Here is an 11,576-nt window from a genome sequence, read left to right as displayed (position 1 = left end):
CCGCTACGACAAACGCGGATACGTCTACCTCGGAACCGTCACCGCAGCAGCCCTGGTCATCTGGCTCCGCACATGATCGACCGGACAAGTCCTAGTGCGGGGCGGCCCCTTCGTCATGGGTGCGTTCGGCGGGTCACGGCTCCTGGGGGAGCAGCAGCCACAGCGCCAGGTAGATCAGGAACTGCGGGCCCGGCAGCAGGCAGGACGCCAGGAAGATGGCCCGGACCGTCCACGGCGTGTACCCGAAGCGCCGGGCGATGCCGGCGCAGACGCCGCCGATGATGCGGTCGTGGCGAGGACGGGCGAGGGTGCTCATCTGCTCCTCCGAGGGAGTGCTCCCGGGTCGGGCGGTCCGACCGGGCTGACTCCATCGTCCCGCCGCGACCTGTGGTTCTTCGTCCGCCGCGATGCCGATCCGGACCCGGAGGCACTCCTCGTCCGGGGGGATCCCGGCCTCGGGGTCGACTCCGGGACGGACCCCGAGATTGGCGGTCGCGAAGGTGGGTAGCGGCCGCGGCCGAACCGCCGGTAACGGTGGTGCTCGGGCCCCGGCGGCTGCCAGACTCACCGGGGCACGAACCAGCGGCACGGACCGGCAGCACGAAGCCGGCAGCACGAACCAGCGGCACGAACCAAGGCACGGAGCAGGGGCGGGAACGAGTGGCGGGGCAGACGCGGACGAGCGGGTGGCCGACCACGGCGTTGGTGGTCGGGCTGGTCGGGCTCGGCATGGCCGGGGTGATCTCGGTGGCGTCCTGCGACCCGGTCGGCGCCGGCCCGGTCGACGCGGCGCCCTCGGCGGGGTCCGACAACCGGCTGGCGGACCTGACGGCCGAACAGGTCCTGGAGCAGGCCCGGCAGGCGGGCGCCGGCCTGACCTCGGTGCGCGGGACGGTCCGCACGAAGCGGGACGCCACGGCGGTCGAGTACTCGCTCGCCGTCGCCCGCAACGGCGACTGCACCGGGACGGTGTCCGAGGACGGCGCCGAGACGGAGGTGCGCCGCCTGGCGGGCACGGCCTGGGTGAAGCCGTCCCCCGCACTGCTCGCGCAGGTGCTGCCGGACGCCGGGCCGGAGCTCGCCGACAAGTGGCTGTCCGACCCCGGTGAACTCGGCCGGCACTACACCGCCTACTGCGACCTGCTGCTCAGAACGGCCGCCCTCCAGGGACCGATCGACTTCGCCGACGCCGAGTGGACCAAGTCCGGCGTGCGGCAGCTGAAAGGCGCCCCGGCCGATTTCCTGGCGTTCCGGATCGGCGGGACGGTCGCGCACGGCCGGTCCGGGACGGTGGCGGTCGCCGCCGAGGGCCGGCCCTACCTGCTGTCGGTGGACGAGGCCGGCGACGCGGCCACCGCCATGCGCTTCTACGCCTTCGACGAGCCGGTGGCGGTCGCCGCACCCCCAGCCGAGCAGACCGCCGACGCGAGCGGCCGGCACTTCGTCCTCGACGGCGGGCGCTGAGCGGACGCCGGGCACCGCCGCACCCTTCTTCTTCCGGGCAAACAGGGGCAAAGGCCGGGTGAAGGGACGGACCTGACTGGTGGTCCGGGCCGGGGAAATGACACACTCACGCGATTTGATTTTCTTCCGCTGAATCTGGGGGAGCTTCCTGTGCGTACGAACCGCCGGCCGGCCGCCGTTGTCCTGACCGTCCTCGCCATGACGGGAATGACCGCCTGCGGGTCGGACGACCGCGCGGGCTCGGACGCGCAGAACGGCCTGTCCGGGCTCGCCGGGCAGGAGATCCTCGCCAAGGCGAGGGCGGCCGGCGAGAAGGCGCCCTCGGTGCGGATGACGCTGCGGATGGAGCAGGGGTCGGGGGCGGAGCTGATCACCACCTCGGTCGCCCGGGGCGGCGACTGCGCCACCGAGATCGGCGGGGGCGACCCGATCCAGGCCGGGGCGGACGCGAAGGCGCAGCAGATCCACATCCTGCGCAAGGGCGACCAGTCCTACATGAAGATCGAGAGCCCCGTCGGCGCCGGCGGGCCGGCCGACAAGTGGATGGCGGGCCGCGGCAAGGCGGCGGTGCAGATGAACAGCTACTGCGAGCTGGCCCTCACGATGCCGGAGACGATCGGCGACATGGCGGGCGCGGGCGGGGAGTGGGTCGCCGAGGCCGGCACCCGGATCAACGGTGTTCCGGCGGCGGTCCTGCGCTACGTCCCCGGCGCCGCCGCCGCCGACCTCGCCCTGGACGCCGAGGCCGACTCCGGCTCGGAGATCCGGATCGCCGTCGCCGCCGAGGGCGAGCCCTACCTGCTGCGGGCGGAGATGACCACCCGCGCGGGCCGGGCCACCATGTTCTTCCGCGACTACGGCGCCCCGGTGACGGTCACCCCGCCGCCTGCCGACCAGGTCGCCGACTTCGGCGACGAGCCCGCGGGCGGCGAGGACGCCGGCGACGAGTTCGAGGACTGATCAACTCCCGGCCCGCGCCGCGGAATCGACTGGTGGCCGGGGACGGCGGAATGGAACAATCGCGCGACCGAGCGCCGACCGTGGGTCGCCCTCGAACTGATGCCCCGAAAGTGACATGGGCATCTCCAAAATCAGAAACAGATGGGTGCAGGGCTTTGATGAACAACGGACGGCGGGCGGCCACCGCGGCCGCACTGGCCGTACTGCTGGGTGCCGGCGTGGCGGCCTGCGGGCCGAAGGACGACGCCAAGGACAAGGCGGCCGGGCCCGCCTCGTCGGCCCCCGCCTCGGCCTCCGCCTCCCCGTCGCCGAGCGCGAAGCCGAAGGAGCTGCTGAAGGAGTCCCGCGAGGCCGCCGCCAAGGTGAAGTCGGTCCGGGTCACCTTCACGGTGGACGTGGCCGGAAAGCCGCTGACCGGTGAGGCGTTCGCGGACCGCGAGGGCAACTGCGTGGGCTGGATACACCCCGGCGGCGAGGACAAGATCGAGTTCGTCCGCAAGGGCGGCACCACCTGGCTGACGCCGGACGGCGAGTTCGGGAAGAACGTCAAGAAGCTCGGCGGCACGACGATGAAGATCGCCGCCGACAACGGGACGGCCAAGAAGCTCACCGGCTTCTGCGAGAGCGGTTTCGAGATCATGGCCACCGGCGGCATGTCCGACGGCGGCACGGAGGTGCCCACCACCCCCGGTGCGATCAAGGACGTCAAGGGCGTGAAGGGCCAGGTGTTCAAGGCGGTCGGCTCCGACACGGAGTTCGTCGTCGCCGCCGAGGGCCCGGCGTACCTGCTGGCGACCTCGGGCAGCAACCCGACCAAGGTCGACATGGTCTACAGCGACTTCGACCGTCCGGTGGAGCCCGTGCCGCCGACCTCGGGCGTCATCGACGGGGCCCCGATCCTGGGCAAGTGACCGTCCCCGGCGGCGGGGCGGGCGCGGGCGGCCCGCACCGCCGCACGGGCGGGCGCGCCTACCGGAACGGCTGAACCCGGCCGCCGACCGGCCTGCGGGCCGGAGCCGGCCGCACCGGCGTCCGCTCCTTCGGGCTCTCCTGCCGCGGCGCCGCGGCGGCCCGCACCCCGGGGGCCCGGCGCAGGGCGTGCGCCCGCAGCAGCGGCGTCACCAGCAGGTGGAGGGCGGCCGCGCCGAGCGTGCCGAGCAGGATGTCGTCGACGTTGAGGACGTTGCCGGGCGCCCAGCCCTCCAGGAATTCGAGGGCGGTGGCGAGCAGCGCGGCGGCGGCGGTGGTGCGCAGGAACGACAGGAACCAGGCGCGGCGCGGACTGCCGACGGCGAGCGGCAGCAGGACGCCGACCGGGGCCAGCGGGACGAGCCCGGCGGCGAGGCGGCGGGCGGCGGTGAGGCCGCCGGCGGCCAGGTCCTGGTGCACGGTGGCGAACGGGGTCAGGTTGGACGGCCCGGTCCAGGGGGCGCTGACCGGCCGGAGGGCCAGCCAGCCGAGCGCCAGCAGGTGAAGGGTCAGCAGCACCCGGGCTGTCGTCCGCTGCCGGTACGGCGCCGTCGTGTGGTCGGTTCGCGCAGTGGTGTGCACAATCCGGGGGACGCGCGCCGCAGCGGAGGCGGTTCCGCCGTACGGGTGAGATCAGGGGCAGTGGCTCGCGGACGGCGCGCCGAACACCCCGGGGGCGGACGCCGCCGGGGACGGGGTGGCGGACGGCGACGGGCTCGGCGAGGCCTTGGGCTTCCCGGTCGCGCCCGGGCCGCCGGCCGGCGCGGTGGCGGCCGGCGGGGTCGCGGTGGGCGAGGCGGCCGGGGCGACCGGCATCAGCACGGGCGTCGGGCAGGCGGTGCGGCTGGCCGGGGCGCCGGCGTCCACCGGCACGGCGGTCGGGCGGATGCCGCAGCCGGTGAGCAGGGCCGTCGAGCCGGCCAGCAGGGCCACGGCGCGGAGGCGGCGGCGGGCGATCATGGTGCTTCTTCCGGGCCGGGGGCGGGCGGTTGGGTGAGCGGCAGGGTGAGGGTGAACACGGCACCGCCCTCCGGGTTGTTGGCGGCGGTGATGGTGCCGCCGTGGATCAGGGCGTTGGCCTCGGCGATCGACAGGCCCAGGCCGCTGCCCTCGGAGCGGGCCCGGCCCTTGTCGGCCTTGTAGAAGCGGTCGAAGACGTGCGGCAGCACGTCCTCCGGGATGCCCGGGCCGCCGTCGGAGACCTGGACCACCACGGTCTCGCCGTCCTGGCGGACCTTCACCTTCACCGGCGAGCCGCCGTGCTTGAGCGCGTTGCCGATCAGGTTGGCGAACACCACGTCCAGGCGGCGCGGGTCGACCACCGCCAGGATGCCGCGCGGGGCGTCCAGCTCGACGGCGTCGTACCAGGCCCGGCCGTCGATGCAGGACATGATCAGGTCGGCCATGTCGACCTCGTCGGCGACCAGCTTGGCGGTGCCCGCGTCGAACCGGGTCACCTCCATCAGGTTCTCCACCAGGTCGGACAGCCGGCGGGTCTCGGAGACCACGATCCGCACCGCCGGTTCGATCATCGGGTCGAGCGAGTCGGCCTCGTCCTCCAGGATGTCGGTCACGGCGGTCATCGCGGTCAGCGGCGTGCGCAGCTCGTGCGACATGTCGGCGACGAACCGCCGGGACTGCGCCTCGCGCGCGCTCAGCTCCGCGACCTGCTCCGACAGCGACTCCGCAGTGCGGTTGAACGTCCTTGCCAGCTCGGCGAGTTCGTCATTGCCCTCGACGTCGAGCCGGGTGTCCAGCTCGCCCTCGCCGAGCCGCCGGGCGGCCTCGCCGAGCCGGCGCACCGGCTTCAGCACCGTCGCCGAGGCGCCCTGCGCGAGCAGCGCGGAGCCCACCAGCGCCAGCAGCGTGGCGATCGCCAGCGACCAGCCGAGGGTGTTCAGGTCGGCGCGCTCGTTCTGCAGCGACTTGAACATGTAGGCGGTCGGCCCGTCCGGCGCCACCTTCGTCCCGCCGACCACGTACGGGCCGGCCAGCGTCACCCGCTGCCAGTACAGGTGGTACTGGTACGGGTTGTTCGGGCCGACCTCGCGGGGCTTCTCGACCGCCGAGACCAGCGTCGACGGCACCTGCTTGACGGTGAACGCGATCGGGTCCGAGGAGGCCGTGCAGTCCGGCTGCGACGGGTCGACCACCACCACGTCGTACGCCAGGCCGGAACTCGCCACCTGCACGGCCAGGTTGGAGAGGTCCTGGCAGGTCGGGTGCAGCGGCAGCTGCGAGACGTTGCGGGTCAGCGAACCGCGGAAGTCGTTCAGCGAGGCGTTCTGGGCACGCCTGAGCACCGCGTCCCGGTTCAGCCAGTAGGCGATCCCGGACGCGGACACGGCGGTCACCAGCGCCACCGCGGCGAACACCGCGATCAGCCGGACCCTGAGCGAACTGAGCCGCCGCCAGGACGCCGAACGGAGACGGCGCGGCGCGGACTGATGATCGGTCAAAAAAGGCTCACCAAGCAGAAGGAAGAGATCACGCGGGCGGGTCCAGACGGTAGCCGACCCCGCGAACGGTGCGGATCAGCGTCGGCGCGGACGGCACGTCCTCGACCTTCGCCCGCAGCCGCTGCACGCACGCGTCCACCAGGCGGGAGTCGCCCAGGTAGTCGTGCTCCCACACCAGCCGCAGCAGCTGCTGGCGGGACAGCGCCTGCCCCGGGCGGCGGCTCAGCTCCAGCAGCAGCCGCAGCTCGGTCGGCGTCAGCTGGAGGTCCTGGCCGTCCTTGGTCACGGTCATCGCCGAACGGTCGATCACCAGACCGCCGTACGCCGCCGAGTCCGAACTCTCCCGTTCACCGCGCCGCAGCACCGCGCGGATCCGGGCGTCCAGCACCCGGGGCTGCACCGGCTTCACCACGTAGTCGTCGGCCCCGGACTCCAGGCCCACCACCACGTCGATGTCGTCGGAACGCGCCGTCAACAGGATGATCGGCAGCTGGTCGGTGCGCCGGATCCGCCGGCACACCTCGAAACCGTCGATGCCGGGCAGCATCACGTCGAGGACGATCAGATCCGGGCGCTGCTCCTTGAACAGGCGCAGACCGTCCTCACCGGACGCGGCGGTGGCGACCCGGTGGCCCTGGCGGGTGAGGGCGAGTTCGAGGCCGGTGCGAATGGCGTCGTCGTCCTCGATCAGAAGCAGGTAAGACACGGAGGTCATTGTGTCCCACCCCGACCCGGGAAACACCCACCCGGGTGATCCTGGTCCCCCCGGGAACCGGACGGGGCCGCTCCGGCGTCAGCCAACTCGGAGCCGACGACTGCCCCGAAACGCGCACGCTTGTGACAGCCCTGTGACAGTCGCCGGACACCGCCATGACGAGCGACCGGCAGGATTTTCCATGTCGCCGCGGAAGACACCGGGCTCCGGACCGGAACGGCGACGGCAAGGAACCGCTCGTACCGACCATGGGGGTGCCCGATGACCGCAACGCTGACGACCCGAAACTCCGGGCCGCGTGCAGCCGTGCTGGGCACCAACCGGCCGCGTCACGAGGAGGAGAACGCCGGCGCCGTACTCGTACGGGGGTGCGCGCACAGCGCCGGAACCCGCCGCCCGGTTGTGGGGACCAGGGGCGGCGACACCACCCACGGGCGGGCCGGGAACCCGACCGCGGGACGGATGCTGCGGCTCGCGCCGCAGACCTTCCGGGGGGAGCAGGCCGAACAGGGAGGCGCGCAGGGGGAGCACCCGGCCGCCGTGAAGGACGAGGCACGCGACATCGCCGAGTTCACCGCGTACGTCCGCGAGCGGCGCGCCTCCCTGTACGCCACCGCCTACCACCTCACCGGCGACCGCTACGAGGCCGAGGACCTGCTGCAGTCCGCGCTGTTCTCCACCTACCGCGCCTGGGGCCGGATCACCGACAAGGCCGCGGTCGGTGGCTACCTCCGCCGCACCATGACCAACCTGCACATCTCCGCCTGGCGCCGCCGCAAGGTCAACGAGTACCCGACCGAGGAACTCCCCGAGCACGCCGGCGACACCGACGCGATGGGCGGCACCGAGCTGCGCACCGTGCTCTGGCAGGCGCTCGCCAAGCTGCCCGAGAACCAGCGCACCATGCTGGTCCTGCGCTACTACGAGGGCCGCACCGACCCGGAGATCGCCGACATCCTCGGCATCTCGGTCGGCACCGTGAAGAGCTCCATCTGGCGCGCGCTGCGCCGGATGCGCGACGACGAGCAGCTCAACCGCTCCGGCGACACCGTGCACGCCTTCGGCGAGCTGGTCGCCTGACCGACAGGACTCCCGTCCGGGGGGACGGGTGGGTGGGGAAGGTGCGGGACGACGGCGGGCCGCTCAGGGGGAGCGACCGTCGGGGGCCGTCCGGCACCACGGACGAAGGCGGGCCCCGGTGCGGGGGAGACAAGCACCGGGGCCCGCCTTTGGCCTTTCCGGGCCCGCCGGCCGCGACAATGACCGGATGGACGATCCCACCGAGGAATCCCCGCAGGCCCGCGCCGACCGCCGGCTGGTCGAGATGCTCCAGGAACTGCGGGTGCTGCAGACCGGCGTGCAGATCGTCTTCGCCTTCCTGCTCGGCGTCGCCTTCACCCCGCGCTTCGCCACCCTCGACGACGCCCGGCAGGACGTCTACGTCGTGGTGCTGCTGCTCGCGGTGGTGGCCGCCGCCGTGCTCGCCACGCCGGTCGCGCTGCACCGCGGCCTGGCCCACCACCCCGACCGGCAGCGGATCGTCAAGGTGTCCGCCCGGATCGCCCAACTCGGCCTGATCCTGCTGGCGATGGCCCTCAGCGGCGCCGTGCTGCTGGTCCTCGCCGTGGTCCTCGGCTTCCCCGCGGCCGTGCCGATCACCGCCGTCGTCGGGCTGATCTTCGCCGGCCTCTGGTTCGTCCTGCCCCGGGCGGTCCGCCGCCACCTCCCGGGCGGGGAGTGACGGCCCCGGGCCCGTCCGCCGCCGCTCAGACCAGTTCGGCGGGCAACTGCCGGGCCACCGCGGCGATCCGGCGGCCCGCCTCGATGCCGGAGCAGGCGTAGGAGCCGAGTTCGACCTGACGGGCGACGATGCCGCGCTCGGCGTGCATCAGGCGCAGGCCGCGGCGGAGCAGATAGGGGATGGACTTGCGGCCCTCGCGGACGTCGCGGCGGAAACGGCGCCAGGCCGTGGTGGAGGGCTTGTTGCGCAGGCACAGGGCGTCGCCGAGCAGGCCCTCCGCCTGGCAGCGGCGGACCAGCTCGGCCGCGAAGATGCCCTCGGCGACGAACGCGGCCGCGCCGTCCAGGACGAGGGCGTGGCTGCCGGAGCGGCCGTTCGCGGGGATCGAGTAGACCGGCACCTCGGCCTTCCCGTCGAAGGCCAGGGCCCGGATCGCCGCCAGCGCCTGGTCGCCGTGCCAGGAGTCCGGCGAGTCCCAGTCCGGGCCGCCGCCGTCCGGGAGTTGGGGCAGCGACGGGTCGTCGCCGTCCTTGTAGAAGTCGTCGAGCTGCAGCACCGGCAGGCCGCTGCGCTCGGCCAGCGAGGACTTTCCCGACCCCGAGGGGCCCGACAGCAGGATGACGCGGGATATCGGGCGGCGGTTCAGCGGGGAGTCACTCACGAGATACCAGTCTGAGGCATCCGGCGGGTTGCTGGTAACCCGCCGTTCGGCCCCGATTCGGGCGGGAGGGCCCGCGGGACGGCCCGCGGGAGGGCATGAGGACGGGCCCGCACCAGGGGGGGAGAAGTGCGGGCCCGTCGCGGCCGCCCGGGCCCCCGGGGGGGTAGGGGCGCTGAGGGCGGCCGGTCTGTGTGGAGTTGGCCGGTCGGGCCGGGCTAGATGCCCATCGGGTGCCAGACCGTCTTGGTCTCCAGGAAGGAGAGCAGTCGCCCGGTGCCGGGAGCGGCCGTCCAGTCCACGGCGGACGGGTCGGCGGCCGGTCGGACCACTCGCTTCAATGTATCGGCCGCCGCCGCCTCCAGGGCGGCCGCCGCGCCGGGGCCGTCCCGGTCGATCGCGCCCGCCAGGTCGAGGGCGTTGACGTCCTGGTGGGAGGCCAGCGTGGGCGCGATGTCCGCGGTGCGGCCGGAGATCAGGTTGACCACGCCGCCCGGCACGTCGGAGGTGGCGAGCACCTCGCCCAGCGACAGCGCCGGCAGCGGGGCCTGCTCGGCGGCCGCCACCACCACGGTGTTGCCGGTGGCGATCGCCGGGGCGACCACCGACACCAGGCCGAGCAGCGAGAAGCCGTGGCCGGCCCGCGGGGCGACGACGCCGACCACGCCGGTCGGCTCCGGGGTGGACAGGTTGAAGAACGGCCCGGCCACCGGGTTGGCGCCGCCCGCGATCTGCGCGACCTTGTCGGTCCAGCCCGCGTACCAGACCCAGCGGTCGATCGCCGCGTCCACCAGCGCCGCCGCCTTCTTGCCGCCCAGGCCCTCCGCGGCGGACACCTCGGCGGTGAACTGCTCGCGGCGGCCCTGCAGCATCTCCGCCACCCGGTACAGCACCTGGCCGCGGTTGTACGCGGTGGTGCCCGACCAGCCCTTCACGGCGGCGCGGGCCGCGACCACGGCGTCCCGGGCATCCTTGCGGGTGCCCAGCGGGGCGTTGGCCAGCCACTGGTCCTTGGCGTCAGTCACCTCGTACACCCGCCCGCTCTCCGAGCGCGGGAACTTCCCGCCGACGTACAGCTTGTAGGTCTTGAAGACTTCGAGACGGACAGTGGGCTCAGACATCGAGGGCCTCGACATTCAGGTAGGGCTCCAGACCGTGGCGGCCGCCCTCGCGGCCGTAACCGGACTCCTTGTACCCGCCGAACGGCGAGGTCGGGTCGAACTTGTTGAAGGTGTTCGCCCAGATCACGCCCGCGCGCAGGCGGTTCGCCATCCACAGGATGCGCGAGCCCTTCTCGGTCCAGATGCCCGCGGACAGCCCGAAGGGGGTGTTGTTGGCCTTCTCCACCGCCTCGGCGGGGGTGCGGAAGGTCAGCACCGACAGCACCGGGCCGAAGATCTCCTCGCGGGCGATCCGGTGCGCCTGCGAGACGCCGGTGAACAGCGTCGGGCGGAACCAGTAGCCCGCGCCCGGCAGTTCGCACTCCGGCGCCCAGCGCTCGGCGCCCTCCTGCTCGCCCGCCGCGGCCAGCTCGGTGATCCGGGCCAGCTGCGCGGCCGAGTTGATCGCGCCGATGTCGGTGTTCTTGTCCAGCGGGTTGCCGACCCGCAGCGTGCCCATCCGGCGCTTCAGCGCGTCCAGCACCTCGTCCTGGACCGACTCCTGCACCAGCAGGCGGCTGCCCGCGCAGCACACGTGGCCCTGGTTGAAGAAGATGCCGTTGACGATGCCCTCGACGGCCTGGTCGATCGGCGCGTCGTCGAACACGATGTTCGCGGCCTTGCCGCCGAGCTCCAGCGAGAGCTTCTTGTCCGTGCCGGCGATCTGCCTGGCGATCGCCCGGCCGACCGGGGTCGAGCCGGTGAACGCCACCTTGTTGACGTCCGGGTGCGCGGTCAGCGCGGCGCCGGTGCGGCCGTCGCCGGTGACGATGTTGACCACGCCGTCCGGCAGGCCGGCCTGGCGGCAGATCTCGGCGAAGCGCAGCGCGGTCAGCGGGGTGGTCTCGGCGGGCTTCAGCACCACCGTGTTGCCGGTGGCCAGCGCCGGGGCAACCTTCCACGCCAGCATCAGCAGCGGGAAGTTCCACGGGATCACCTGCGCGGCGACGCCCAGCGGGCGCGGGTTCGGACCGAAGCCGGCGTAGTCCAGCTTGTCGGCCCAGCCCGCGTAGTAGAAGAAGTGCGCGGCGACCAGTGGCAGGTCGACGTCGCGGGTCTCCCGGATCGGCTTGCCGTTGTCGATCGACTCCAGGACGGCCAGCTCGCGGCTGCGCTCCTGGACGATCCGGGCGATCCGGAACAGGTACTTGGCGCGCTCGCTGCCCGGCAGCGCGGACCAGTCGGCGAACGCCTTGCGGGCGGCCGCCACCGCGCGGTCCACGTCCTCCTCGGTGCCCTGCGCGAACTCCGCGAGGACCTGCTCGGTGGCCGGGTTGACGGTCTTGAGCGCCTCCGAGCCGGAGGAGTCGACGAACCGGCCGCCGATGAAGTGGCCGTAGGACGTCGCGATCTCGCCCGCGGCGGCCGGGGACTCCGGGGCCGGGGCGTAGCCGAACAGGCCCGAGGGCTTCACGGGCTGCTCGGTCTTCTTGTTGGTCTTCGCCATCGT

At 73.2% G+C, this 11,576-nt stretch carries 13 protein-coding genes; 5 read left to right on the top strand and 8 right to left on the bottom strand.

The annotated features are described in order from the left end of the window. Positions 1-133 precede the first annotated feature (133 nt). A complete protein-coding gene (locus tag ACWEMJ_RS17610; RefSeq protein WP_452137953.1) occupies positions 134-316 on the bottom strand; it encodes a PspC domain-containing protein in 183 nt (60 codons plus the stop codon). Between the two features lie 344 nt (positions 317-660). Here ACWEMJ_RS17610 and ACWEMJ_RS17605 point away from each other — a divergent pair, with 344 nt between their 5' ends. From ACWEMJ_RS17605 to ACWEMJ_RS17595, 3 genes are all read left to right on the top strand, one after another. After that, on the top strand, positions 661-1,464 hold the full coding sequence (locus ACWEMJ_RS17605; RefSeq protein ID WP_452137952.1) for a hypothetical protein: 804 nt from the start codon (positions 661-663) through the stop codon (positions 1,462-1,464). Between the two features lie 198 nt (positions 1,465-1,662). Continuing rightward, entirely contained in the window at positions 1,663-2,424 is a 762-nt protein-coding gene (locus ACWEMJ_RS17600; protein WP_452137951.1) for a hypothetical protein, read from the top strand. A 158-nt stretch (positions 2,425-2,582) separates the two neighbouring features. Next, a complete protein-coding gene (locus ACWEMJ_RS17595; protein ID WP_452137950.1) occupies positions 2,583-3,335 on the top strand; it encodes a hypothetical protein in 753 nt (250 codons plus the stop codon). A gap of 58 nt (positions 3,336-3,393) precedes the next feature. On the opposite strand, the gene ACWEMJ_RS17590 is transcribed toward ACWEMJ_RS17595, so the two are convergent. From ACWEMJ_RS17590 to ACWEMJ_RS17575, 4 genes are all read right to left on the bottom strand, one after another. Beyond that, complete coding sequence (locus tag ACWEMJ_RS17590) at positions 3,394-3,912, bottom strand: VanZ family protein (RefSeq protein WP_452137949.1); 519 nt, start codon at positions 3,910-3,912, stop codon at positions 3,394-3,396. 114 nt (positions 3,913-4,026) lie between these two features. Beyond that, entirely contained in the window at positions 4,027-4,353 is a 327-nt protein-coding gene (locus ACWEMJ_RS17585; protein WP_452137948.1) for a hypothetical protein, read from the bottom strand. Continuing rightward, entirely contained in the window at positions 4,350-5,852 is a 1,503-nt protein-coding gene (locus ACWEMJ_RS17580; RefSeq protein WP_452137947.1) for an ATP-binding protein, read from the bottom strand. Before ACWEMJ_RS17580 ends, ACWEMJ_RS17585 begins: the two co-directional genes overlap by 4 nt. Positions 5,853-5,880: 28 nt before the next feature. After that, the gene (locus ACWEMJ_RS17575; RefSeq protein ID WP_100587346.1) at positions 5,881-6,558 is read right to left on the bottom strand and encodes a response regulator transcription factor; all 678 of its coding nucleotides are present in this window, start codon (positions 6,556-6,558) and stop codon (positions 5,881-5,883) included. A gap of 270 nt (positions 6,559-6,828) precedes the next feature. Between ACWEMJ_RS17575 and ACWEMJ_RS17570 the strand changes: the two genes are divergently transcribed. Together ACWEMJ_RS17570 and ACWEMJ_RS17565 are read left to right on the top strand one after the other, a co-directional pair. Further along, the gene (locus tag ACWEMJ_RS17570; RefSeq protein ID WP_452137946.1) at positions 6,829-7,647 is read left to right on the top strand and encodes a SigE family RNA polymerase sigma factor; all 819 of its coding nucleotides are present in this window, start codon (positions 6,829-6,831) and stop codon (positions 7,645-7,647) included. 187 nt (positions 7,648-7,834) lie between these two features. Next, positions 7,835-8,308, top strand: coding sequence for a DUF6328 family protein (locus tag ACWEMJ_RS17565; protein WP_452137945.1), 474 nt, complete (start codon positions 7,835-7,837; stop codon positions 8,306-8,308). 25 nt (positions 8,309-8,333) lie between these two features. On the opposite strand, the gene ACWEMJ_RS17560 is transcribed toward ACWEMJ_RS17565, so the two are convergent. The 3 genes from ACWEMJ_RS17560 to ACWEMJ_RS17550 all read right to left on the bottom strand — a co-directional run bounded on the left by ACWEMJ_RS17560 (position 8,334) and on the right by ACWEMJ_RS17550 (position 11,573). Continuing rightward, positions 8,334-8,969, bottom strand: coding sequence for an ATP-binding protein (locus tag ACWEMJ_RS17560; RefSeq protein WP_452137944.1), 636 nt, complete (start codon positions 8,967-8,969; stop codon positions 8,334-8,336). 215 nt (positions 8,970-9,184) lie between these two features. After that, complete coding sequence (locus tag ACWEMJ_RS17555) at positions 9,185-10,087, bottom strand: aldehyde dehydrogenase family protein (protein ID WP_452137943.1); 903 nt, start codon at positions 10,085-10,087, stop codon at positions 9,185-9,187. Continuing rightward, complete coding sequence (locus tag ACWEMJ_RS17550) at positions 10,080-11,573, bottom strand: aldehyde dehydrogenase family protein (RefSeq protein WP_452137942.1); 1,494 nt, start codon at positions 11,571-11,573, stop codon at positions 10,080-10,082. Before ACWEMJ_RS17550 ends, ACWEMJ_RS17555 begins: the two co-directional genes overlap by 8 nt. Positions 11,574-11,576 lie beyond the last annotated feature (3 nt).

The sequence above is a fragment of the Kitasatospora sp. NPDC004531 genome (assembly GCF_053602195.1).
Note: the sequence above shows the minus strand (reverse complement) of the source record. Positions and strands in the feature narration are given on the sequence as shown.